Genomic DNA, 22,150 nt, shown 5'->3' with positions numbered 1-22,150 from the left:
CCGGGCGGCTGCCGATGATCTGCTTGTTGGCCTTGTACAGCGCCTGCCAGCCACCCTTGACCTGATACTTGCGGGCGATCGAGTAGAGCGTCTCGCCGGCTTTCACCACATGCATACGGCCCTGCAGTTTGTACCTCTTGGAACAGACGGGCCAGGCCTCCCATCCCTGGGCGGCCAGCACCTCCTCGGCGACCGCGATCTGCTCCCCGCGCGTGGCGAGATCGGCGCGCTTGGCGTACGCGAGCCCCCCGAACTCCTCCCAGGTGGGCTGCCAGAACTGGAGCCCTCCGTAGAAGCCGTTTCCGGTGTTCGCGTCCCAGCGGCCGCTGCTCTCGCACTCGGCGATGCAGGCCCAGGGCCACTGGTCCTTCACGCAGTCGTACGGCACCCGTACCGACTGGGGGCCGGGGAGCGGGGGCGGGGGCGCGGCGGTGGCCGCCCCCGGTGGAACGAGGACGGCCAGGACGGCGGCGACCACGGCCGCGTACCGAACGCGCTTGATCGACGGGGTCGGCATGGTCCGCGTGGTCGGCATGAGGTACATCGGTCCACGCTAAGCAGCACGCCCCGCCCGCCCGTTGAGCCGCGCCCGGGGCTGCCATGGCCCCACCCGGTCGGAGGACCGGGCGGGGCCCCGTGCCCGGACGGGGGGCGGGACTCAGAGGTCGAGCCGCTGCCCGGGCACGATCAGGTCGGGATCACCGCCGATGACGGCCCGGTTGGCGGCGTAGATCTTCCGCCAGGTGGTCCCGTGCCGCGCGGCGATACCGCTCAGCGTGTCGCCGCCACGGACGGTGTAGTCGCCGCGGGAAGCGTCACGGTTGGTGTGACCCGACGGTCGTGCCGGCGTCTTCGACGGCTTCGACTTCGACGGGGCCGACTTGGGCGTCGACCTCGTGACGGCCGTTCCTCCGGCCGTCGCGGCGCCCGAGGACGCGGGCGCGTTTCCGTACGCTCCGGCGCGCGCCGAACAGGTGGGCCACGCGCCCCATCCCTGTGCGTTCTGGACCTTGGTGGCGACGGCGATCTGCGCGGCCCTGGAGGCCTTGTCGGCGGTCGACGCGTAGGCGGTGCCGCCGTACGCGCGCCAGGTGCCGGCGGAGAACTGGAGTCCTCCGTAGTAGCCGTTGCCGGTGTTGATGTGCCAGTTCCCGCCGCTCTCGCACTTCGCGATGCGGTCCCACACTCCACTGTCGGCCGCGGCGGCGTCGCCGGTCGCGGCGAGCAGTCCGAGCGGGGCGAGCAGTGCCGCCCCGGCGAGGACCGCCGCCGTACGAGCCTTGGTCGTCGTACGAGCCTTATGCGTGTTCTGAGTGTTCTCGGCACATGCGGACATGTAGTTCCCTCTCGGAACACCCGGGGTCCCCCAAGGCGGGGCGCGCTTCCCTGCGTGTAGGACGCGGTCGTCGCGCTCCGCCCCGTCCGCCGGAGGCTGTGCTGCGAGCTGGCTTGGTGCGGCCGGCGGACGTACCCGAGCGGTGCTCGTTGCACACGGTCGAGGAATCTAGGGACCTTGTCGCCCCGATATCAACCAACTCCTTGTCATTCGAGGCCAGTTCGCCGTTACCGCGAGTATCATCGATTTTCGGCCACCCACTTCATTGGGTGATTTCCGGATTTGTCGACCTGTCACCCCAGTGATCTGTGACTCACCTCACCGACTCAACTTCCTTGGAATTCCTAGAAGTTGACTTGGAGTGACAGATTCCGCAGGTTGCCTCACCCTGCGCGTCGGATGGTTCGATTCCGTTCGCTCCCGGGCGTGACTCCGGCCACAGATCGCCCGTTGTCATCTTCATGAGCCGGGGACCCCCGGTTCATGGGCCGGGAGCCACCCGGCCTCACCCCGCACCGCATCCCGAGGAGCCACCGTGCCGCGCATGCTCGACGTCAGCGACGACGTACGCGCCGAGATCGGCAACGAAGAAGCCGACCGTCTGCTCGCCGGAGAGAACGCCCCGGGCAGTTACGACTGCACGTCCTGCCGCACCCCGGGCGACTCGGAACAGGAGCGCACCAGCACCGTCCTGTTCATCGGCGACGAGACTGCCGTCCTCGCCTTCGCCCACGCCACCTGTCTGCCCTCACAGGTCGTGCAGGTCACCGAGGAGCAACTGCAGGGCGCCGTCCGCTCGATCAACCCCGACGGCGGCGTACCCGCCCAGGCCGCGCCCGAACAGGCCGTGCTCGGCGTCACCAGCGGACTCGTCCTGATCAGCGGCGAGTTGCACCCGGCGCTCGTCGTCGAGCCGACCGGGCCGATCGTGCGCCCCGGCTCGACCGACATCGGCGACGACTTCCTGCCCCTCCTCATCGAGCAGGGCTTCATGCCGGTGACCCAGCTGAGCTCGGTGCCGCCCGTGCTGCACGGCTGGTCCGTGCTGCTCGCCGCGGGACAGCTGCACGCCGTGCTCCAGCCGGGCACCGGCGGCGGCTCGCCCGTCGCCTGGTGGCAGGCGCACCAGGCGCTCCAGGTCGCCGAGAGCTGGCGGGCCGCCGCCAACAAGCATCAGCAGGTGCTGCTGTTCGCGGCCCCGGTCGGGTCGATCGGCCGCCAGCCCCGCGAGGACCTGCTGCGCGACGCGCTGGACAAGGCGGCGGCCAACGGGAAGCTGGTGGCCAGCGCCATGCCGCTCGCCGGAACGTGAGCGCTCCGCTGGGTTGGGCGGGGAGCTGCGGGTGCGTTGTCGGCCGCGGGTTGTACGTGGCTGGTCGCGCCCACGCGGCGGAGCCGCATATCGACACAGCCCCGCGCCCCTGTCGGGGCGCTGCGGTGCGTTGTTGCCTGCCGGTGAGTCGTGGCCGGTCGCGCAGTTCCTCGCGCCCCTGTCGGGGCACTGCGCGTGCGTTGTTGGCTGCAGGACGTCTGTGACCGGTCGCGCCCACGCGGCGGAGCCGCATATCGACACAGCCCCGCGCCCCTTTAGGGCGCCGCGCGCTCCCGGTGACCTGCGAAAGCGTTCCGCTGGCCGCATCCGTTGGGCGGCGGGGTCGTTGGCACGTACGTGCACACCTATGACGTCCCCCGCCGCCGGCCCTTCCAGCCGGTCCCTCCCTCAAGCTCTCCAACCCGTTCGAGCAGGGAGGTACCCACGTCGCGGCCGGCTCAGGATCCTCCGGGCGGCCCATCGGCCACGCCGATCTACGACGCGCTCTATGCCGAGTGGGTCAGATCCTTCAGGGCCCTGCCCGGCGACCGGCACGGCGAAGAGGATCTGGGCTTCACGGCGTTCGGGAGCCTGCCGCACGGGACGAGTTCCTTCGGCTCGTACAACTCGTTCAGCTCGTACAGCGCGGGTGCGCACTCCGCCCGCCAGAGCGCCGCGCAGCACGGGCCGACCTCGACGGCGACCGCCATCTGGCAGCCGAGCGGGCGGCAGCACAGCACGGGAATGCACCACATCCCGGCCGCGCTGCCGCCCGCACCGCGCAGGGGACTCTGAAACACAACAACAACGGGTAAGGGGCGGCTCCTTGGGGAGCCGCCCCTTACCCGTTGCCGCTACTGCCTACTTCTTCTTGGCGCCGCGCTTCTCGCGCACCCGCACCGAGATGTGGATCGGCGTGCCCTCGAAGCTGAACTCCTCACGCAGCCGGCGCTCGATGAAGCGACGGTAGCCGTGCTCGATGAAGCCGGAGGCGAAGAGGACGAAGCGCGGGGGCTTGGTGCCCGCCTGCGTACCGAAGAGGATGCGGGGCTGCTTGCCGCCGCGGACCGGGTGCGGGTGGGCGGCGACCAGCTCGCCGAGGAAGGCGTTCAGCCGGCCGGTCGGGACGCGGGTCTCCCAGCCGTCCAGGGCCGCCTCGATCGCCGGGACGAGCTTCTCCATGTGCCGGCCGGTGCGCGCCGAGACGTTGACGCGGGGCGCCCACGCCACCTGGAGGAGCTCGGTCTCGATCTCCCGCTCCAGGTAGTAGCGGCGCTCCTCGTCGAGGGTGTCCCACTTGTTGAAGGCGAGGACGATCGCACGGCCCGCCTCGACGGCCATCGTGACGATGCGCTGGTCCTGGACCGAGATGTTCTCGGAGGCGTCGATCAGGATGACCGCGACCTCCGCCTTCTCGACGGCGGCGGCGGTACGCAGCGAGGCGTAGTAGTCGGCGCCCTGCTGGAGGTGGACGCGCTTGCGGATGCCCGCCGTGTCGACGAACTTCCAGGTGATCCCGCCGAGTTCGATGAGCTCGTCGACCGGGTCACGGGTGGTGCCCGCGATCTCGTTGACGACCACACGCTCCTCGTTGGCCACCTTGTTCAGCAGCGAGGACTTGCCGACGTTCGGGCGGCCGATGAGGGCGATACGGCGGGGGCCGCCCACCGCGGTGCCGAAGGTCTGCGCCGGGGCCTCGGGCAGCGCCTCCAGGACGGCGTCCAGCATGTCGCCGGTGCCACGGCCGTGCAGCGCGGAGACGGGGTGCGGCTCGCCGAGACCGAGCGACCAGAGGTACGAGGCGTCGGCCTCGCCGCTCGGGCCGTCGACCTTGTTGGCGCACAGGACGACTGGCTTGCCGGCCTTGCGCAGGAGTCGTACGACCGCCTCGTCGGTGTCGGTCGCGCCGACCTTGGCGTCCACGACGAAGACGACCGCGTCGGCCGCCTCGATCGCGTACTCGGCCTGCGCGGCCACGGACGCGTCGATGCCGAGGACGTCCTGCTCCCAGCCGCCGGTGTCGACGAGCTTGAAGCGGCGGCCCGCCCACTCGGCCTCGTAGGTGACGCGGTCACGGGTGACGCCGGGCTTGTCCTCGACGACGGCCTCGCGGCGGCCGATGATGCGGTTCACCAGGGTCGACTTGCCGACGTTCGGACGGCCGACGACGGCGAGGACGGGCAGCGGGCCGTGGCCCGCCTCCTCGATCGCGCCCTCGACGTCCTCGATGTCGAAGCCCTCTTCCGCGGCGAGCTCCATGAACTCCGCGTACTCGGCATCGCCAAGCGCCCCGTGCTCGTGCTCGGCCGGGCCGGCCGAGCCGTCGGGCTGGATGTGGTCGTTCATGAAGTCCGTACCTCGTCGTTTTCGTGGTGATCGGTGGACCGCCCGTATATCGGGTGATCCACTACTCAAGTGTCGCCTAGTGCCCGGCGGGGCGCCCGGCGTTTTCCGGGCGTCCGGTCAGACGCCTGGCGTGGTCCAGGTGGGCGCTCAGCTGCTTCTGGATGCGGACGGTCGCCTCGTCCAGCGCCTTGCGCGTACGCCGTCCGCTGCCGTCGCCCGCCTCGAAAGGGTCGCCGAAGACGACGTCGACCCGGCTGCGCAGCGGGGGCAGCCCCTTTATCAACCGGCTGCTCTTCTCGGAACTTCCCATGACCGCCACCGGGACGATCGGGGCTCCGCTGCGTACGGCGAAGTAGGCGAGCCCGGCACGCAGTGAGGCGAAGTCGCCCTCGCCCCGGGTGCCCTCCGGGAAGATCCCGAGGACGCCGCCGCCCGACAGGACACCGAGCGCCTGGGTGATCGCCGTACGGTCGGTGGTCTCGCGGTCCACCTTCACCTGGCCGATGCCGAGCAGGAAGGGGTCGAGCGGGCCGATGAACGCTTCCTTCTTGATCAGGAAGTGCGTGGGCCGGGGCGCCACGCCCATGACCATCGGACCGTCGACGGCGTGCGAGTGGTTCACGGCCAGGATCGCCGGGCCGGTCGCGGGGACCTTCCAGGCGCCGAGCACGCGCGGCTTCCACAGCCCGTACATCAGGCCGACGCCGATGCGGCGCCCGACCTCGGCGCCACGCTCCGAGGGTGCGGTCACTTGGCGGCCCGCTTCTCCTCGACGAGGGTGACGACGCACTCGATGACCTGCTGGAGCGTGAGGTCGGAGGTGTCCACCTCGACCGCGTCGTCCGCCTTGGCGAGGGGGGAGGTCTTGCGGCTGGAGTCGGCCGCGTCGCGCTTGAGCAGGGCCTCGCGGGTGGTGTGTATGTCCGCGCCCTTCAGCTCACCGCTGCGGCGGGCGGCGCGGGCCTCCGGGGAGGCGGTGAGGAAGACCTTCAGGTCGGCGTCCGGCAGCACGGTGGTGCCGATGTCGCGGCCCTCGACGACGATCCCGTTCTCCGCGGACGTGGCGAGCGAGCGCTGCAGCTCCGTGATCCGGGCGCGCACCTCGGGCACCGCGCTGACCGCGCTCACCTTGGAGGTGACCTCCTGCGTGCGGATCGGGCCCGCGACGTCGGTCCCGTCGACCGTGATGGTCGGCTCGGCCGGGTCGGTCCCGGAGATGATCTCCGGCTTCCCGGCCACGGCGGCGATCGCGGTCGGGTCCGTGATGTCGATGCCGTTGCTGACCATCCACCACGTGATCGCCCGGTACTGGGCCCCCGTGTCCAGGTAGCTCAGCCCGAGCTGCGCGGCGACGGCCTTCGAGGTGCTCGACTTGCCCGTGCCGGAGGGGCCGTCGATGGCGACAATCACAGCCGGGGCGGTCCGGGCGGCGCCGTTTTCCACGGTGGGAACACCTTCCTGGTGCGGGGTGGAGGTCTGTACGGGACACGAGCGCGCCCCGCACAAGGTTACTGGCTCCCCGGACCCCGTATTACTGGCCCTTCCCGGGCCCCACGGCGAGGACCCGCTGCCGCGGCCGGCGAACGGCCCTCTGCCGCGGCCGGCCAGTGGTCTACTGCCGCAGTGCCCAGCCCCGCTCCCGCAGCGCCGCGCTCAGTACCGGCACCGTCTTCGGTTCCACCATCAGCTGGACCAGGCCGGCCTGCTGGCCGGTCGCGTGCTCGATGCGTACGTCCTCGATGTTGACCCCGGCCATCCCCGCGTCGGCGAAGATGCGGGCCAGCTGGCCCGGCTGGTCGTCGATGAGGACGGCCACGACCTCGTAGGCGCGCGGAGCGGAACCGTGCTTGCCGGGGACGCGGACCTGGCCGGCGTTGCCGCGCCGCAGGACGTCCTCGATGCCGCCGGCGCCCACGCGGCGCTTGGCCTCGTCGGAGGACTGGAGGGCGCGCAGGGCCTGCACGGTCTCGTCGAGGTCGGCGGAGACGTCCGCGAGGAGGTCGGCGACCGGCCCCGGGTTCGCGGAGAGGATGTCGATCCACATCCGGGGGTCGGAGGCCGCGATGCGGGTCACGTCACGGATGCCCTGGCCACAGAGTCGTACCGCCGCCTCCTCCGCGTGCTCCAGGCGCGCGGCGACCATGCTGGACACCAGGTGCGGCATGTGCGAGACGAGCGCGACGGCCCGGTCGTGGGCGTCCGCGTCCATGACGACGGGAACGGCACGGCAGTGCGACACCAGCTCCAGGGCGAGGTTCAGGACCTCGGTGTCCGTGTCACGGGTGGGGGTGAGCACCCAGGGACGGCCCTCGAAGAGGTCGCCGGTCGCGGCCAGCGGGCCGGACTTCTCGCGGCCCGACATGGGGTGCGAGCCGATGTACGAGGAGAGGTCGAGGCCGAGCGCCTCCAGCTCGCGGCGCGGACCGCCCTTGACGCTGGCGACGTCGAGGTAGCCGCGGGCGACCCCGCGCCGCATGGCGTCGGCGAGCGTCGCGGCCACGTGCGCGGGCGGCGCCGCCACGATCGCGAGGTCGACGGGCCCCTCGGGCGCCTCGTCCGTGCCGGCGCCGAGCGCGGCGGCCGTACGGGCCTGCTCCGGGTCGTGGTCGGCGAGGTGGACGACGACACCGCGCGCGGCCAGCGCGAGGGCCGCCGACGTACCGATCAGGCCGGTTCCGATGACGAGTGCGGTCCTCACTGGGCGATGTCCTTGCGGAGTGCGCCCGCGGCACCCAGGTAGACGTGCACGATGCCGGCGCGCGGCTTGTCCGACTCGATGTGCGCGAGGACCCGTACGACACGGGGCATCGCACCCTCGATGTCCAGCTCCTGCGCGCAGATCAGCGGTACGTCGACGATGCCGAGCTTGCGGGCCGCGGCCGCCGGGAAATCGCTGTGCAGATCGGGCGTCGCCGTGAACCAGATGCTGATCAGGTCGTCCGTGGTGAGCGCGTTCCGCTCCAGGATGGCGGTGAGCAGCTCGCTGACCTGCTCGTCCATGTGCCCGGCCTCGTCCCGCTCCAGTTGGACGGCGCCCCGGACCGCTCGTACCGCCACGGTGATACTCCTCGCTGATCTACGTACTCGTCTTGTCACACCAGCGTAGTCAGCCCGCAACGCGCGGGTGCGCGGCGCCCGCCTGACGAGACGGCCGCCGCGCACCGGGCACGGTTCAGAGCGACTGCTGCTTGATGAGGTCCTCCAGCGAGGTATCGGCCTGCGGGAGCCGGCCGGCCGGCGTCAGCTTGTCGACCGCCTGGGGCAGGCTCTGCGCGATCTGGTCCGCGGCCTCCCGGGGGCTGACGCCGGCCTGGTCGGCGACCTTCTGGAGCGTCTCGTCGGGCAGCGCCTGGGTGATCTGTTCGCCGCTCACGGGCTTGTTCTCGCCGGTGCCGACCCATGACTGCGCCTGGTCGACCAGGCCGGATTTGGTGAGCATCTCCAGCAGCCCGCCCAGAGGGTTGCCGCCGTTGCTCTGGCCACCGCCACCGCCGAGGGCGCCGAGCAGCGCGCCCAGGAGGTTGCCCGCGCCGGCACCGCCCGAGGTACTGCCCTGGCCGCCTCCGCCGAGGAGACCGCCCAGCAAGCTGCCGAGATCGTTACCCGCCATGGTCACGCCTTTCGAGGGTGCGGCCGGGGGTAGATGACCACCCGGCCTCAGACCCAGCCAATGTCACTCGAATCGCCCTATCCCGCCACTTGTAGTGAGAACACACCCGTACGCCTCTGGACGCGGGGGCGCGAGTCCGCTCTCATGGCAGGAGACTCGCCTCGGGGGAGGCCCGCATGAAGCGTCCAGGACCCCTTCTCACCCTTCTCGCGGGGCTGCTGCTCGGCGTGTTCATGTTGTCGCTCAACGCGACGACAGGGACGAAGAGCGCGTCGTCGTACCGGGAGGAGTCGCCCAGCCCCAAGGCGTCGGCGAGCCCGGCGCCCAGCTCGTCGCCCACGACGGCCACCCCGTCTCCCAGCCCTTCGAAGAGCGCGTTTCCCAACGCCGACTACGCGGGCCGTACCGACGACGACTCCTCGGCGGTCGCGGTCTCCCTGCGCGACGGCAAGGCGATCGCGTACTTCTGCGACGGGCGGGACAAGGAGTCGTGGCTGAAGGGCGACGTCAAGGACGACGGCACCATGAAGCTCACCGGCAAGAACGGCGCCGAGCTGAACGGCACGCTCAAGGACGGCAAGAGCATCCGCGGCACCGTCGACCTGGGCGGGCAGCGCTATGGCTTCACCGCCGACAAGGCGGTCAGGCCGTCCGGGCTGTACCGGGCGACGGCCACCGTGCGAGGCGCGAAGATCGACGGCGGCTGGATCGTGCTGCCCGGCGGCAAACAGGTCGGCATCCTCGACCGGGACGGCAAGCCCTCGGCGGCACCCGAGATCGACCCGGAGACCGGCGCCGTGACGATCGACGGCCAGACCCTGACCGCACGCCCTGTCACCCCCTGACGCCGTATGCCTCACCGCCGGGCCCGTGCCCCGACCCGGCCTCCTCGTCCGACCCCCTCCTCCGCAGGGAGCCGATCATGACCGTGGACCCGAACGCCGCCACCCAGGGCTTCCCGTCTCCCCAGCCCGCCCACCGCCGCCCCGGCGCGGCCCGCTATCTCGTCCCGGCCCTGGTCGCCGCGGCGGTCGCGGTCGGGCTCGGCGTGTACGGCAAGGTGCACGACCCGACGGGGACCGCCTTCAACCTCGCCGGCTTCAGCAGCACGGGCGCCGTGAAGTCATGGCTGGCGACGACGGCGTTCTTCTTCGCGCTCATCCAGCTCGTCTCGGCGTTCATGGTGTACGGGAAGCTGCCGGGGCCCAGCTGGGCCCCGGTGCTGCACCGCTGGTCGGGGCGGATCGCGTTCCTGGTGGCGGTACCCGTCGCGGTGCACTGTCTGTACGCGTTGGGCTATCAGACGTACGAACCGCGCGTTTTGTGGCACTCGGTCCTGGGTTGCTTCTTCTTCGGTGCTTTCAGTGCCAAGATGCTGCTGCTCCGCTCGGAGCGACTTCCCGGCTGGCTGCTGCCGATCGTCGGCGGCCTCGTCTTCGCCGTCCTGACGGCCATCTGGCTGACGTCCGCCCTCTGGTTCTTCCGTACGTTCGGAGTGACGACATGACCAACCGTTCGACGCGGCGCACGGTTCTTCTCGCGACAGGGACGTCCGCGCTGCTCGCGGGGTGCAGCAGCTACGGCGACAGCAACGACTCGTCGACATCGTCGCCGTCCGCGGCGGCCGCCCCCAGCGGTCAGGAGCTGGCCGCGACGAGCGACATCCCGGTCGGCGGGGGCAAGATCTTCAAGGAGCAGAAGGTCGTGGTCACCCAGCCGAAGAAGGACGAGTTCAAGGCCTTCTCGGCGATCTGCACGCACCTGGGCTGCACGGTGACCTCCGTCTCGGGCGGCACCATCAACTGCCCCTGCCACGGCAGCAAGTACAGCATCGAGGACGCGGCGGTGGAGGCCGGTCCGGCGCCGCGTCCGCTGCCCGCGGAGAAGATCACGGTGGACGGAAATTCGATCCGCCTGGCGTGAGGCGGCACGTACGCTCCGGGACATGCATTCCGAGTCCCCGCTACCCCTGGTGTCCCCGACGCCCATGGTGTCCATGGTGTCCCTGGTGCGCAACCACACGATCTACTCCTGCGTGATGGGGTCGCGCGCCTTCGGGCTGGCCACGGATGGCAGCGATACGGACCGTCGGGGCGTGTTCCTCGCCCCGACGCCGCTCTTCTGGCGCTTCGAGAAGCCGCCGACGCATGTCGAGGGTCCGGCGGAGGAGCAGTTCAGCTGGGAGCTGGAGCGCTTCTGCGCCCTCGCGCTGCGCGCCAACCCGAACATCCTGGAGTGCCTGCACTCCCCTCTCGTCGAGTACGTCGACGACACGGGCCGCGAACTCCTCGCCCTCCGCGAGGCGTTCCTCTCCCGCCAGGCGCACGACACGTTCGCCCGCTATGCGCTGGGCCAGCACAAGAAGCTGGAAGCGGACGTACGCCGGCACGGCGCGCCCCGCTGGAAGCACGCCATGCACCTCCTGCGCCTCCTGATGAGCTCCCGCGACCTGCTGCGCACCGGCGCATTGACGATCGACGTCGGCGACCAGCGCGAGCCGCTGCTCGCGGTGAAGCGGGGCGAGGTCCCCTGGCCGGAGTTCGAGACCTGGCTGTCCCGCCTGGCGGCGGAGGCGGACGAGGCGGCTTCGAAAAGCCCCCTGCCACCCGAGCCCGACCAGGCCCGCGTCGAGGACTTCCTGATCCGTGTGCGCCGGACCTCAGCCCTCCAGGCCGCCCCGGAAGCCCTCCAGGCGGACCCTGATGACGAACGCGTGCAGAGCGTCGTACACGGAGGGGGCGTCCGGCAGCGCTGAGGCGTCCTGCGCCTCGTCCAGCAGGGCGTGCAGCCGCTCCACGTCGTCCTGCACGCGCGCGTGGGCTACGTCCGCGGCCCCGTGCTCCTGCTCGGCCTTCGCGGCGATCAGGTCCGGCAGATACGCGGGAGCGTCGATCTGCCCGAGCAGCGTGGGCAGATCGGCCTGCACCTCGCCGCTGCGCATCAGGTGGATGCCGGTGAGCAGCACACGGAACGTGTAGAGCAGCGGCTTGAGTTCGCCGGTCTTCTCGAAGAGCCGCCACTGCGTCGTCGCGAACCCCCGGTAGTGGTGGGCATGATGGCTGGTGAGGACACCGGGAGCGAGGCCGGCCAGCTCGCGGTGCGCGTCGGTGGTGTGCACGACGAGCGGCGACAGCAGCTGCTCCAGCACATAGCCGTTGCGCCGCAGCATCAGCCGTACGAACTTGCGCAGGTCGTGGGTGACGAGGTCCATCTCGACGCCGTCCCGGTCCCACATCCGCGACCGGGTCTCCTCGGGCTCGCGCAGCCCGACCAGTTCGGCCGTCGGCAGCAGGTGGACGCCCCGCAGGTCGACGTCGGAGTCACGCGAGGGGAAGCCGTAGAGGTGCGCCCCGGAGACGGTGGCGAACAGCACCGGGTCGGGCTGTTCGGCCACCACGGCCGCGAGGTCGATGTCCAGGACGTCGTCAGTCATCCCTCAAGCGTCCCAGAGCGCCCCCAGCGACATGAGATCGCCCTGGTACTCGATGCGGTCGGCCCACTCCGTCGGCCAGGCGTCCGAGCCGTGGTGGGCGCCCGCGAAGGCGCCGGTCAGGCAGGCGATCGAGTCGGAGTCGCCGGAGGTGCAGGCGGCCCGGCGCAGCGCGGTGAGGGGTTCGTCGACGAAGAGCAGGAAGCAGAGGAGGCCGGTGGCGAGCGCCTCCTCCGCGATCCAGCCCCCGCCGGTGGCGAGGCAGGGGTCGGTCTCGGGCGAGGCGGTGCGCACGGCGTGCCGGAGGTCGTCCAGCGCGGTCAGGCACTCGTCCCAGCCGTGCGCGATATAGCTCTCCGCCGTGGGGTGTTCGCTGAAGGTCCACAGGTCGCCGAGCCAGCGCGCGTGGTACCGGTGGCGGTTCTCGTACGCGTACGACCGCAGCATCCCGACGAGTCCCATCGGCTCGGCGCCCTGACTGAGGAGCCAGATCGCGTGCGCGGTGAGGTCGGAGGCGGCGAGCGCCGTGGGGTGTCCATGCGTGAGCGCGGCCTGGAACTGCGCGGCGCCCGCCCGCTGTTCGTCGCTCAGCCCCCGTACGAGCCCGACGGGTGCCACACGCATGTTGGCGCCGCAGCCCTTGGAGCCGATCTGGCTGGCCTCCTGCCAGCGGCGCTGCTCGTTCTTGAGGAGGTTGCAGGCGACGAGGCAGGTGCGGCCGGGCGCCCGGTTGTTGTCGGGCGACTGGTACCAGTTCACGAACTCCTCGCGCACCGGCCCTTCCATCCGCAGCGGGCCGAGCAGGCCGCGGTCCATGGCGGTGCGCAGCCCCCGCGCCAGCGCCAGCGTCATCTGGGTGTCGTCGGTGACCGTGGCGGGCTTGGGCAGCCGCATCTGCCGCCAGGGCCCGCACTTGGCGAGGATCGCCGGCACGGAGTTGAACTCGGTGGGGAACCCGAGCGCGTCGCCCAGCGCGAGTCCGAGCAGAGAGCCGGTGGCGGCGCGCTTGGCGAGCGTCGTGGTGGTCATGAGGGCCGTCCTTCCGAGGTGGGACGCAGCAGGGGTGGGTACAGGGCCTTGGCGCCGCCCGCCCGGTAGAGCGCGGCGGGTTTGCCGCGGCCTCCGGTGAGGCGCGCGGCACCGGGGACCTGTTCGACGAAGCCCGGCGTGGCGAGGACCTTGCGCCGGAAGTTGGGCCGGTCGAGGGCGGTGCCCCACACGGTCTCGTAGACCTGCTGCAGCTCTCCGAGGGTGAACTCGGGCGGACAGAAGGACGTGGCGAGACAGGTGTACTCGAGCTTGGCGCCGACGCGTTCGTGGGCGTCGGCGAGGATCCGGTCGTGGTCGAAGGCGAGCGGACCGAGCGCGTTGTACCGCAGCCACTGGGCCTGCGCCGCGTCACCGCCGCCGCGGGGCTCGGGAGGGTCCGGGAGCAGCGCGGCGTACGCGACGGAGACGACCCGCATCCTGGGGTCGCGCTCGGGTTCCGTATACGTCCGCAGCTGTTCCAGGTGGAGTCCGGAGATGTCCGACAGGCCTGTCTCCTCGGCGAGTTCGCGCCGGGCCGCGGTCTCCGCGGACTCGTCCGGCAGCACGAAGCCGCCGGGAAGTGCCCAGCGGCCCGCGTACGGCTCCTGTCCACGCTCGACGAGCAGCACCTGAAGCGCGCCCGCCCGGACCGTGAGGACGGCCAGGTCGACGGTGACGGCGAAGGGCTCGAACGCGTACTTGTCATAGCCCTCGGGTGTGTTGCCCCCGGGCGCGCGGCCTTCCCGTGCGAGCACGCCCACCCACCCCCTATTAATAGTCAGAACGACTAATAGTCATTACGACTATAAAGAGGTGAGCGGGCGTCTACAAGCCCTTGTGAGCGGGTATTTGGCGGTCTTCGAGCACCGCGGAGCGAGAATTGTCGGCCTCTGAGGCCGGGGCGACGGAAGGTGTCAACTTCCAGGCCGACAGGGCCTAGGCCCGGGCGCGGGAAACCTCCTGCTGCTGAGCCGGGGCGTACGACGCGTCCGGCATCCGGGCCTGAGCGCGCGACGGCGCGAGCGCCGCCACCAGTGCGCCCACTGCGGCCGCCCCCGCCGAGACCCACAGCGCGGGCCCGCAGCCGTCGACGAAGCTCGCGGCCGAGCCGTAGCCCCCGTACCGCGTGAACACGGCCGCGGCGACCGCGACTCCGAAGACCCCGCCCAACTCGCGCAGCGCGTTGTTGACGCCGGCCGCGACTCCCGCGTCGCCCGGCGGCACCGACGAGGTCACGGCGTTCGCGACCGTGGGGAAGACCATCGAGATGCCGATGCCCGCGACGATCAGCGGCACGACCAGACTCCCGTAACTGACACCCGGCTCGATCTGCCGGGCCAGCAGCCCGAGTCCGACCGCCTGGAGGACCAGGCCGCCCAGCATGAAGGGCCGGTTCCCGAACCGGTCGGCGAGCGCGCCCGCGACCGGCGCGACGGCGAGCGGCATGCCGGTCCACACGAGGATCCGGACGCCCGCCTCCAACGGGGAGTTGCCCAGGCCGAGTTGGAAGAGCTGCGAGATCATGAACAGGGAGCCGAGCAGCGACATGAACATCAGGAAGACCGCGCCGTTGGCGGTGGAGAAACCGCGCCTCCTGAAGTACGCGAGGGGCAGCATCGGGTAGCGCGCCCGCGACCGCTCCCAGCCGAGGAAGGCCGCCACGAAGACGATGCCGACGGCCAGCGCGCCCAGCACTTCGGCGCTCCCCCAGCCCGCCTCCGGCGCCCGCACCGGCGCCCAGGCGAGACCGGTCAGACCCACGGCCGCGAGGACAAGTCCCACGACGTCGAGCTGGGGACGGGGACCGTGGCTCTCCCGGAGCTTGAGGGCCGCCAGCGGCAGCATCGCGAGCCCCGTCGGCACGTTCAGCCAGAAGATCCACTGCCAGGACAGGCCCTCGGTGACGGCGCCGCCGAGCACCGGCCCGGCGGCCACGCCGAGCCCGGTCACCCCGCCCCACACGCCGATCGCGACGCCCCGCTTCTCGGCCGGGAACGCCTCGCTGATCAGGGTCAGCGTGAGCGGCAGCAGGACGGCCGCGCCGGCGCCCTGGACCCCCCGCGCGGCGATGAGCTGCCCCGGACCGCCCGCTAGCGCCGCCAGCGCCGACGCCAGCGTGAAGACGGCGAGCCCGACGACGTACATGCGTCGCCGCCCGAAGCGGTCGCCGAGCGCGGCGCCGGTCAGGGTGAGGCAGGCGAAGACCAGGTTGTACGCGTTGATCGTCCACTCCAGGTCGGACAGGCTCGCCCCGAAGTCGGCCCGCAGGGCGGGCAGCGCGGTGGAGACGACGACCACGTCGAGGGAGCAGAGCAGCGCCCCGAGTCCGGCCAGTACGACGGTCCACGCGCGACGTGGCGGCGCGGTACCGGCGGCTGGTTCACGGCCCGGGGCACGCAGGGTGTCAGCCATGACGGTTCCTTTCGTGAGGTCAAGGGATCACTCACGGAAGGCAGACCGGGCCGGGTCCGAAAAGGAATCGCGACGCCCCAGGAAGGCGAGGAGCCGGTCGCCGGGACGCGCGCACGCGGGCACGTCGAAGGGCGCCGCGAAGCGCACGCCCCGGTCGGCGTCCGCGACGACACAGCGCGCCACGGGGAGCAGCTCGGCGGCGAGCGCGGCCGGGATCGGACCCGGCCTCCCGCAGGCCTGTGCCACGTCCCACCCGTGCACGGCGATCTCCACGGCCCCCACGGCGGTCATCACCCTGACGTCCAGCGGCTTGTCGCCGATCACGACGGAGTCCACGGAACCCGCGGCCCAGGCGCCGAGCACCGCACACGCCCGCCCGCGGAAGCCGCAGGCGGGATCGGAATCCCCCGTCGGGAAGAGACCGATCCGCCCTCCGGTCAGCCCCTCGTACAGCGCGTCGAGCGAGTCGTTGAGGTGGTCGAGCAGCGCCCCCAGGTCCCACTGGGCACACGGTGTGGCCCGCTCCAGGCTCCCCGGCCGCACGCCCGTGACGCGTCCCAGGGTGTACGCGAGCGAGCGTTCCAGCAGCTCACCGGAGTTCACGAGAGCACCTGGGGCAGACCGAAGCGCCCGAACAGCTCCGGATCGAGGAAGGCGGTGATCCGCGCGATGCGCACCTCGCGCACCTCGCGCACGCCGCGTACGCCGAGCGCGTGCGGGGCGTGCAGGAGGCGCACGTGGAGCACCTGAAGCGAGTGCGCCCGGTGCACGCCGTCCGCGCCCCGCTCGTACGCCCCCACCGCGCGCTGCCCGTTGGCCCGCGTGGGCACCATCCGCACGCGCCCCGGTTCGCCGACGCGCGCCCCCAGGAATCGCAGCACGTCCTTCGTGCCGCTGAACCACTCCAAGTAGGGGGGCATCTCCAGCTCGACACCGTCCTGGAGGAGCCCCAGCAGCGCGTCCATGTCGGCGTGTTCGAAGGCCGCCATGTAGCGGTCGAGCAGCTCGCGGTCCTCGGGGCCGTCCGGCTCGGTCACCAGGTCCTCGTCGGGCGCCACCTCGTCGAGCCGGGCACGCGCGCGCTGGAGGGTGCTTTTGACGGCCGCCGTGGAGGTGCCGAGCAGGGCGGCGACCTCGGGCGCCCGCCAGGCCAGCACGTCGCGCAGGATGAGCACGGTCCGCTGCCGGGCCGGCAGATTCTGCAGCGCGGCGACGAGCGCAAGCCGCAGGCTGCCCCGCGCCGCCACGACGGTCGCTGGGTCGACAAGCGCGTCGGGCAGTGGCTGCAGCCACGGGACGTCCGTCGCAGAGGCCCTCAGAGGCTCCTCAGGCGCGCCTGAGGGCTCCCCGAGCCCCGAGGGCAGCGGACGCCGCACCCGGCCCTCCAGAGCCGTCAGACACGTATTCGTGGCGATCCGGTGCAGCCAGGTCCGCAAGGACGCCCGGCCCTCGTAGCCGTCGTACGACCGCCAGGCCCGCAGATACGTCTCCTGGACGAGGTCCTCGGCGTCGTCGACCGACCCGAGCATGCGGTAGCAGTGGGCGAGCAGCTCCCGCCGGTACGGATCGGTCAGCCGTACGAATTCGTCGCGGTCCGTCGTCGCAGCCATCCCCGCTCCCTTCGTTCGCCGGCACAGACCGGCGGATCGTTCACCGGTACAGACCGGCGGAGCGGCGAAAACGAATCGGCCGGCCCCGGAGAAGTTCCGGGACCGGCCGTCGTACGTACGAAACCGTGGGGCCTAGAGGCCGACCTCGGCCATGAGCATGCCGACCTCGGTGTTCGACAGGCGGCGCAGCCAGCCCGACTTCTGGTCGCCCAGGGTGATCGGCCCGAAGGCGACGCGCACGAGCTTGTCGACCGGGAAGCCGGCCTCGGCGAGCATGCGGCGCACGATGTGCTTGCGGCCCTCGTGGAGGGTCACCTCGACCAGGTAGTTCTTGCCGGTCTGCTCGACGACCCGGAAGTGGTCCGCCTTCGCGTACCCGTCCTCCAGCTGGATGCCGTCCTTGAGCCGCTTGCCCAGGTCGCGCGGGATCGGGCCCACGATGTGCGCGAGGTAGACCTTCTTCACGCCGTACTTGGGGTGGGTCAGCCGGTGTGCCAGCTCGCCGTGGTTGGTGAGCAGGATGACGCCCTCGGTCTCGGTGTCGAGCCGCCCGACGTGGAAGAGCCGCGTCTCGCGGTTCGTCACGTAGTCGCCGAGGCACTGACGGCCCTCGTTGTCCTCCATGGTGGAGACGACACCGGCGGGCTTGTTCAGCGAGAAGAACTGGTACGACTGCGTCGCGACCGTCAGTCCGTCGACCTTGATCTCGTCGTTCGGGGCGACGCGCAGACCCTGCTCCAGGACGATCTCGCCGTTGACCTCGACCCGGGCCTGCTCGACCAGCTCCTCGCAGGCACGCCGCGAACCGTAGCCCGCGCGCGCGAGCACCTTCTGCAGCCGCTCGCCCTCCTGCTCGGCGCCCGGGAAGGTCTTGGGCGTCTTGATCTCCGGCTTGCCCGCGTACCGGTCCCGGTTGCGCTCCTCGGCCCGCGTCTCGTACTCGCGGGAGCGCGAGGGCTCCGTACGGCCGCCGCGCTGCTGACCCTGCTTGGGGCCGCCCTTCGCGCCGCCGCGCGCGGACGCGCCGCGTCCGGACTTCGGGCCGTCCTTGGAGGCGCCGGGGCCCACGTCGTAGCGGCGCTCCTCGGGGCGGGGCTTGCTCTCGCGCTTCGGCTTGTCGTCGCGCCCCGCCTCGCTCCTCGGCTGGGAGCCGCGCCCTGCCCCGCTCCTCGGCTGGGAGCCGCGCCCACCGGTCCCTCGGGCGCCGCCGCCCCCACCGGTCCCCCGGGGGTTGCCGCGCCCGCTGTTCCTGCCACTGCCACTGCTTCGCATCAAAGTTCCGTCGTCGTCGTGTCGTCTGCATCTGCATCCGGTGCATCCGGATCGAACGACGGGACCCCTTCCAGCGTCTCGGCCTCGATCGCGTCCGCCTCCGGAAGGAAGGGCGCGAGCTCCGGGAGCTCGTCCAGGCCACGCAGGCCCATCCGCTCCAGGAAGTAGTTCGTCGTCGTGTACAGGATCGCACCTGTTTCAGGTTCCGTGCCCGCCTCCTCGACCAGACCGCGCTGCAACAGGGTGCGCATCACACCGTCACAGTTCACTCCGCGGACCGCCGAGACCCTTGATCGGCTGACCGGCTGGCGGTACGCGACGACCGCCAGCGTCTCCAGGGCCGCCTGGGTGAGGCGGGCCTGCTGCCCGTCCAGGACGAAGCGTTCGACGGCCGCCGCGTACTCGGGCCGGCTGTAGAAGCGCCACCCGCCCGCGATGAGCCGCAGCTCGAAGCCACGGCCCTGGACGGTGTACTCGTCGGCCAGCTCACGCAGCGCGTCCGCGACCTGCCTCCTGGGCCGCTCCAGGATCTTCGCGAGGTGCTCCTCGGTCGCGGGCTCGTCCACGACCATGAGGACGGCCTCCAGGGCGGGCTTGAGATCGAGGTCGGCGACGGTGCGCAGCCCTGCCGGATTCTCGGTGGTGTCCTCGCTCACGCCGTCTCCTTCTTGGCGTCCTTGTTGGCGTCCTTCTTTGCGTCCTTCTTGGCCTCGTCCTTGGCTTCCTCGGGCGGCCGGTCGAACTCGTCCGTCACCGTCGGCTGCTCGTCCCCGTCCCCGCCCGTCCAGCGCACCATCAGGTCCCCCAGCGCCTCTTCCTGGTCGAGCGCGACCGCCTTCTCCCGGTAGAGCTCCAGAAGGGCCAGGAACCGGGCCACGACGGTGAGGGTGTCGTCGGTGTCCTCGACGAGCGCGCGGAAACTGGCCTCCCCGAGCTCCCGCAGCCGCGCCACCACGATCCCGGCCTGCTCCTGCACGCTGACCAGCGGCGCGTGGATGTGATCGACGTACACCTGCGGCTTGGGCCTGGGCTGCATCGCCTTCACGGCGAGCTTCGCGAACCCCTCCGCCCCGATGCTGATGACCACCTCGGGCAGCAGCTCGGCGTGATGGGCTTCGAGCCCGACGGTACGGGGGTAGCGGCGGGCCTCTTCCTCCAGCCGCGCGTTGAAGATGTCCGCGATCTGCTTGTACGCGCGGTACTGGAGCAGCCGCGCGAAGAGCAGGTCCCGCGCTTCGAGGAGGGCCAGGTCACCTTCGTCCTCCACCTCGGCGGAGGGCAGCAGCCGGGCGGCCTTGAGGTCGAGCAGCGTGGCCGCGACGACCAGGAACTCGGTCGTCTGGTCGAGGTCCCAGTCCGGTCCCATCGCCCTGATGTGCGCCATGAACTCGTCGGTGACCTTGGACAGCGCCACTTCGGTGACATCCAGCTTGTGCTTCGAGATCAGCTGAAGCAGCAGGTCGAAGGGCCCCTCGAAGTTCGAGAGCCGCACCTTGAAGACACCGTCACCGGCTTCGGCGGGAGCTTCGGGTTCCACAGGAGCTTCGGCACCGGCGGGAGCTTCGGGTTCCGCAGAAGCTTCGGGTCCGGCGAGAGCTTCTGGCTCGGCGGGAGCTTCGGGTCCGGCGGAAGTTTCTGGCTCGGCAGGAGCTTCGGTCCTGGCCGCGGCGGGCGGTTCCTCGGCAGCTCCGCCGGCGTTGTGGGCAGTCGTCCCGCCGGGCGGGACAGGCGGGCGCAACGCCCCACGGTCCGCGGACGAAGAGCCGTCCTCGACCAGAGGCTCGCCCTCCGCCGCAGGCGGCTCAGGCTCCGCCGAAGGCGGCAGAACCTCGGCCGGAGCCTCAGCCGGGGGCGCGGCCCCGGGCCCCCGCCCCAGCGCACGCCGACGACCGGCGGAGCCACCGGCGGGGACAGGCACGTCGTTCGAGGTCATAGCCGTCGCAGGCTACCGCTACCGCCCGCGAAGCCGTCGTACGAGGATGCTCGCGTCCCCGCGGGATTCCAGATCGGCGAGCACCACGGCGACCGCCTCGCGGACGATCCGCCCACGGTCGACCGCGAGCCCGTGCTCCCCGCGGAGCACCAGGCGGGCGTGCTCGAGGTCCATGAGCTCCTCGGCCGACACGTACACCGTGATCTTCTCGTCGTGCCGCTCCCGTCCGCTGGGCCGGCGGTTGGCGGCACGAGAACGCTTGCCGCGGGACGAGGACGACTGTCCGGCGGCAGAACCTTCCTGCGCCGTCTGACGTCGCCCGGAGCGCTCCGGAGCCGCGCCCCGGCTGCGGGACTCTCCCGCGTCGGACTCGGAGTCGGCAGCGACATGTTCGTCGCCCTCCCCGTCACCGCCCTGGACGGGCACCGACTGCGGCGCGTCCTCCCCGGCGGCGGCCGCGTCGCTCTCACCGGCCGGAGCCGGCACCCGGGCCTCGCCGTTGGTCCGGCGTGAGGGTGTGGACGCCTGGAGCGCCATTCCCCCGGTGGTACGGAACAGTTCGTCGGCCCCCGGCAGACTCACTCGGCGTGACACCGGGCGAGCACCTCCCTGGCGAGCTGGCGATAAGCGGCGGCACCGACGGAGTTGGAGGCGTACGTGGTGATCGGCTCACCGGCGACGGTGGTCTCCGGGAAGCGGACGGTCCGGCCGATCACCGTGTGGTAGACGTGATCGTCGAAGGCCTCCACCACGCGCGCGAGCACCTCACGGCTGTGCACCGTGCGGGAGTCGTACATCGTGGCGAGGATGCCGTCGAGCTCCAGCTCCGGGTTGAGCCGCTCCTGGACCTTCTCGATGGTCTCGGTGAGCAGCGCGACACCGCGCAGCGCGAAGAACTCGCACTCGAGCGGCACGATCACCTTGTGAGCCGCCGTCAGGGCGTTGACGGTGAGCAGGCCGAGCGAGGGCTGACAGTCGATCACGATGTAGTCGTAGTCGGCCATCAGCGGCTTCAGGGCGCGCTGCAGCGTGGACTCGCGGGCGACCTCGCTCACCAACTGCACTTCGGCGGCGGACAGGTCGATGTTGCTGGGCAGCAGGTCCATGTTCGGGACCGCCGTCTTCAGGAGCACCTCGTCGGCCGCCATGCCCCGCTCCATGAGCAGGTTGTAGACGGTGAGGTCGAGCTCCATGGGGTTGACGCCGAGGCCGACCGAGAGCGCGCCCTGCGGGTCGAAGTCGACGAGCAGGACCCGGCGTCCGTACTCCGCGAGCGCGGCACCCAGGTTGATGGTCGACGTCGTCTTGCCGACGCCGCCCTTCTGGTTGCACATCGCGATGATCTTCGCGGGGCCGTGGTCGGTCAGCGGGCCCGGGATCGGGAAGTACGGCAGCGGGCGGCCGGTCGGACCGACGCGCTCACGGCGCTGACGGGCAGCGTCGGGCGCGAGCGTGGCCGCGTACTCGGGATCGGGCTCGTACTCGGCGTCGGGGTCGTAGAAGTGCCCCTCGGGCAGGTCGTCGTAGTCGGCGAAGTGGGTGCGGTTCTCGCCACTTCCGTTGCCGGCCATGGCGTTCACGTGATGGCCATCCATGCTCTGGTGTGCTGTCTGAGTCATCCGGGGACTCTTCTGGGCTGCGAAGGTGCGGACAGCGACGGAGCCGACAGCCTCGAGCCCCGTGGGGCTCTGGCCCCGCGCCGGCATTCCTGGTTGACCACCCCCGGGAGTAAATGTCGACTCATTCACAAGTCGTCTTACCTCCTTGGTGACCAGGAAACTTCTAGATAGGTCAGCGTGGCACCATGCCGACGATTGGCGACTCTATGGCGTGTCACCGGTCCGCAGCAACACAATCCGC

General features: G+C 71.3%; 24 protein-coding genes and 1 pseudogene. 6 read left to right on the top strand and 19 right to left on the bottom strand.

The window, feature by feature from the left end; genetic code table 11:
- Positions 1-154 precede the first annotated feature (154 nt).
- Positions 155-517: pseudogene (locus OIC96_RS37735) on the bottom strand (transglycosylase family protein); the annotation flags it as partial.
- A gap of 141 nt (positions 518-658) precedes the next feature.
- Positions 659-1,336, bottom strand: a complete 678-nt coding sequence (locus tag OIC96_RS37730) for a transglycosylase family protein (RefSeq protein ID WP_330303528.1) — start codon at positions 1,334-1,336, stop codon at positions 659-661.
- A 535-nt stretch (positions 1,337-1,871) separates the two neighbouring features.
- Between OIC96_RS37730 and OIC96_RS37725 the strand changes: the two genes are divergently transcribed.
- Positions 1,872-2,648, top strand: a complete 777-nt coding sequence (locus OIC96_RS37725) for a hypothetical protein (protein ID WP_330303529.1) — start codon at positions 1,872-1,874, stop codon at positions 2,646-2,648.
- A 357-nt stretch (positions 2,649-3,005) separates the two neighbouring features.
- Complete coding sequence (locus OIC96_RS37720; protein ID WP_330303530.1) at positions 3,006-3,443, top strand: hypothetical protein; 438 nt, start codon at positions 3,006-3,008, stop codon at positions 3,441-3,443.
- A 66-nt stretch (positions 3,444-3,509) separates the two neighbouring features.
- Here the strand turns inward: OIC96_RS37720 and der are convergent, their stop codons facing one another.
- From der to OIC96_RS37690, 6 genes are all read right to left on the bottom strand, one after another.
- Positions 3,510-4,994, bottom strand: a complete 1,485-nt coding sequence (der, locus tag OIC96_RS37715; protein WP_327427632.1) for a ribosome biogenesis GTPase Der — start codon at positions 4,992-4,994, stop codon at positions 3,510-3,512.
- Positions 4,995-5,070: 76 nt separating this feature from the next.
- A complete protein-coding gene (locus OIC96_RS37710) occupies positions 5,071-5,784 on the bottom strand; it encodes a lysophospholipid acyltransferase family protein (protein ID WP_330303531.1) in 714 nt (237 codons plus the stop codon).
- Positions 5,742-6,437, bottom strand: coding sequence for a (d)CMP kinase (gene cmk / locus OIC96_RS37705; protein ID WP_330303532.1), 696 nt, complete (start codon positions 6,435-6,437; stop codon positions 5,742-5,744). Before cmk ends, OIC96_RS37710 begins: the two co-directional genes overlap by 43 nt.
- A 169-nt stretch (positions 6,438-6,606) precedes the next feature.
- Positions 6,607-7,692 carry a prephenate dehydrogenase gene (locus OIC96_RS37700; RefSeq protein WP_330303533.1) on the bottom strand — a complete coding sequence of 362 codons (1,086 nt, stop codon included), beginning with the start codon at positions 7,690-7,692 and terminating at the stop codon, positions 6,607-6,609.
- The gene (aroH, locus tag OIC96_RS37695) at positions 7,689-8,051 is read right to left on the bottom strand and encodes a chorismate mutase (RefSeq protein ID WP_330303534.1); all 363 of its coding nucleotides are present in this window, start codon (positions 8,049-8,051) and stop codon (positions 7,689-7,691) included. Before aroH ends, OIC96_RS37700 begins: the two co-directional genes overlap by 4 nt.
- A 115-nt stretch (positions 8,052-8,166) precedes the next feature.
- A complete protein-coding gene (locus OIC96_RS37690; RefSeq protein ID WP_443058577.1) occupies positions 8,167-8,655 on the bottom strand; it encodes a YidB family protein in 489 nt (162 codons plus the stop codon).
- Between the two features lie 125 nt (positions 8,656-8,780).
- Here OIC96_RS37690 and OIC96_RS37685 point away from each other — a divergent pair, with 125 nt between their 5' ends.
- The 4 genes from OIC96_RS37685 (at position 8,781) to OIC96_RS37670 (ending at position 11,359) form a co-directional block, all read left to right on the top strand.
- Complete coding sequence (locus OIC96_RS37685; protein ID WP_330303536.1) at positions 8,781-9,449, top strand: hypothetical protein; 669 nt, start codon at positions 8,781-8,783, stop codon at positions 9,447-9,449.
- A 77-nt stretch (positions 9,450-9,526) separates the two neighbouring features.
- Positions 9,527-10,111, top strand: coding sequence for a DUF6529 family protein (locus OIC96_RS37680; RefSeq protein ID WP_330303537.1), 585 nt, complete (start codon positions 9,527-9,529; stop codon positions 10,109-10,111).
- Positions 10,108-10,527 carry a Rieske (2Fe-2S) protein gene (locus OIC96_RS37675; RefSeq protein WP_330303538.1) on the top strand — a complete coding sequence of 140 codons (420 nt, stop codon included), beginning with the start codon at positions 10,108-10,110 and terminating at the stop codon, positions 10,525-10,527. The genes OIC96_RS37680 and OIC96_RS37675 overlap by 4 nt, the downstream gene beginning before the upstream one ends.
- 22 nt (positions 10,528-10,549) lie before the next feature.
- Positions 10,550-11,359 carry a nucleotidyltransferase domain-containing protein gene (locus OIC96_RS37670; RefSeq protein ID WP_330303539.1) on the top strand — a complete coding sequence of 270 codons (810 nt, stop codon included), beginning with the start codon at positions 10,550-10,552 and terminating at the stop codon, positions 11,357-11,359.
- Here the strand turns inward: OIC96_RS37670 and OIC96_RS37665 are convergent.
- The 11 genes from OIC96_RS37665 to OIC96_RS37615 all read right to left on the bottom strand — a co-directional run bounded on the left by OIC96_RS37665 (position 11,264) and on the right by OIC96_RS37615 (position 21,996).
- Positions 11,264-12,037: a nucleotidyltransferase domain-containing protein gene (locus OIC96_RS37665; protein ID WP_330303540.1), complete on the bottom strand. Its 774-nt coding sequence runs from the start codon at positions 12,035-12,037 to the stop codon at positions 11,264-11,266. The genes OIC96_RS37670 and OIC96_RS37665 overlap by 96 nt on opposite strands.
- Positions 12,038-12,040: 3 nt before the next feature.
- Entirely contained in the window at positions 12,041-13,063 is a 1,023-nt protein-coding gene (locus OIC96_RS37660) for an ADP-ribosylglycohydrolase family protein (protein WP_330303541.1), read from the bottom strand.
- Positions 13,060-13,818, bottom strand: a complete 759-nt coding sequence (locus tag OIC96_RS37655) for an NUDIX hydrolase (protein WP_330303542.1) — start codon at positions 13,816-13,818, stop codon at positions 13,060-13,062. The genes OIC96_RS37660 and OIC96_RS37655 overlap by 4 nt, the downstream gene beginning before the upstream one ends.
- Before the next feature lie 181 nt (positions 13,819-13,999).
- Positions 14,000-15,475, bottom strand: a complete 1,476-nt coding sequence (locus OIC96_RS37650; protein ID WP_330303543.1) for an MFS transporter — start codon at positions 15,473-15,475, stop codon at positions 14,000-14,002.
- A gap of 27 nt (positions 15,476-15,502) precedes the next feature.
- Positions 15,503-16,078, bottom strand: coding sequence for a TIGR03086 family metal-binding protein (locus tag OIC96_RS37645; protein WP_330303544.1), 576 nt, complete (start codon positions 16,076-16,078; stop codon positions 15,503-15,505).
- Positions 16,075-17,085, bottom strand: a complete 1,011-nt coding sequence (locus OIC96_RS37640; protein ID WP_330303545.1) for a sigma-70 family RNA polymerase sigma factor — start codon at positions 17,083-17,085, stop codon at positions 16,075-16,077. Before OIC96_RS37640 ends, OIC96_RS37645 begins: the two co-directional genes overlap by 4 nt.
- A 132-nt stretch (positions 17,086-17,217) precedes the next feature.
- Entirely contained in the window at positions 17,218-18,357 is a 1,140-nt protein-coding gene (locus tag OIC96_RS37635; protein ID WP_330303546.1) for a pseudouridine synthase, read from the bottom strand.
- The gene (gene scpB / locus OIC96_RS37630; protein ID WP_330303547.1) at positions 18,357-19,013 is read right to left on the bottom strand and encodes an SMC-Scp complex subunit ScpB; all 657 of its coding nucleotides are present in this window, start codon (positions 19,011-19,013) and stop codon (positions 18,357-18,359) included. The genes OIC96_RS37635 and scpB overlap by 1 nt, the downstream gene beginning before the upstream one ends.
- Positions 19,010-20,290 (bottom strand): segregation and condensation protein A, encoded by a 1,281-nt coding sequence (locus OIC96_RS37625; RefSeq protein ID WP_330303548.1) that lies wholly within the window; start codon positions 20,288-20,290, stop codon positions 19,010-19,012. Before OIC96_RS37625 ends, scpB begins: the two co-directional genes overlap by 4 nt.
- Positions 20,291-20,308: 18 nt before the next feature.
- Positions 20,309-20,884, bottom strand: coding sequence for a hypothetical protein (locus OIC96_RS37620; RefSeq protein ID WP_330303549.1), 576 nt, complete (start codon positions 20,882-20,884; stop codon positions 20,309-20,311).
- Positions 20,869-21,996, bottom strand: a complete 1,128-nt coding sequence (locus OIC96_RS37615; protein WP_327427651.1) for a ParA family protein — start codon at positions 21,994-21,996, stop codon at positions 20,869-20,871. The genes OIC96_RS37620 and OIC96_RS37615 overlap by 16 nt, the downstream gene beginning before the upstream one ends.
- Positions 21,997-22,150 lie beyond the last annotated feature (154 nt).

It is taken from the genome of Streptomyces sp. NBC_00775 (assembly GCF_036347135.1).
Lineage (GTDB): Bacteria > Actinomycetota > Actinomycetes > Streptomycetales > Streptomycetaceae > Streptomyces > Streptomyces lutosisoli.
The sequence above is the reverse complement of the archived record's forward strand: the minus strand, read 5'-3'. Positions and strand labels throughout refer to the sequence as shown.

What these genes read in the sequence shown, in the direction of transcription:
- OIC96_RS37730 (WP_330303528.1), bottom strand. Translation starts at nt 1,336, where the DNA reads ATGTCCGCATGTGCCGAGAACACTCAGAACACGCATAAGGCTCGTACG.
- der (WP_327427632.1), bottom strand. Translation starts at nt 4,994, where the DNA reads ATGAACGACCACATCCAGCCCGACGGCTCGGCCGGCCCGGCCGAGCAC.
- OIC96_RS37685 (WP_330303536.1), top strand. Translation starts at nt 8,781, where the DNA reads ATGAAGCGTCCAGGACCCCTTCTCACCCTTCTCGCGGGGCTGCTGCTC.
- OIC96_RS37680 (WP_330303537.1), top strand. Translation starts at nt 9,527, where the DNA reads ATGACCGTGGACCCGAACGCCGCCACCCAGGGCTTCCCGTCTCCCCAG.
- OIC96_RS37675 (WP_330303538.1), top strand. Translation starts at nt 10,108, where the DNA reads ATGACCAACCGTTCGACGCGGCGCACGGTTCTTCTCGCGACAGGGACG.
- OIC96_RS37670 (WP_330303539.1), top strand. Translation starts at nt 10,550, where the DNA reads ATGCATTCCGAGTCCCCGCTACCCCTGGTGTCCCCGACGCCCATGGTG.
- OIC96_RS37665 (WP_330303540.1), bottom strand. Translation starts at nt 12,037, where the DNA reads ATGACTGACGACGTCCTGGACATCGACCTCGCGGCCGTGGTGGCCGAA.
- OIC96_RS37660 (WP_330303541.1), bottom strand. Translation starts at nt 13,063, where the DNA reads ATGACCACCACGACGCTCGCCAAGCGCGCCGCCACCGGCTCTCTGCTC.
- OIC96_RS37650 (WP_330303543.1), bottom strand. Translation starts at nt 15,475, where the DNA reads ATGGCTGACACCCTGCGTGCCCCGGGCCGTGAACCAGCCGCCGGTACC.
- OIC96_RS37640 (WP_330303545.1), bottom strand. Translation starts at nt 17,085, where the DNA reads ATGGCTGCGACGACGGACCGCGACGAATTCGTACGGCTGACCGATCCG.
- OIC96_RS37635 (WP_330303546.1), bottom strand. Translation starts at nt 18,357, where the DNA reads ATGCGAAGCAGTGGCAGTGGCAGGAACAGCGGGCGCGGCAACCCCCGG.
- OIC96_RS37625 (WP_330303548.1), bottom strand. Translation starts at nt 20,290, where the DNA reads ATGACCTCGAACGACGTGCCTGTCCCCGCCGGTGGCTCCGCCGGTCGT.
- OIC96_RS37615 (WP_327427651.1), bottom strand. Translation starts at nt 21,996, where the DNA reads ATGCCGGCGCGGGGCCAGAGCCCCACGGGGCTCGAGGCTGTCGGCTCC.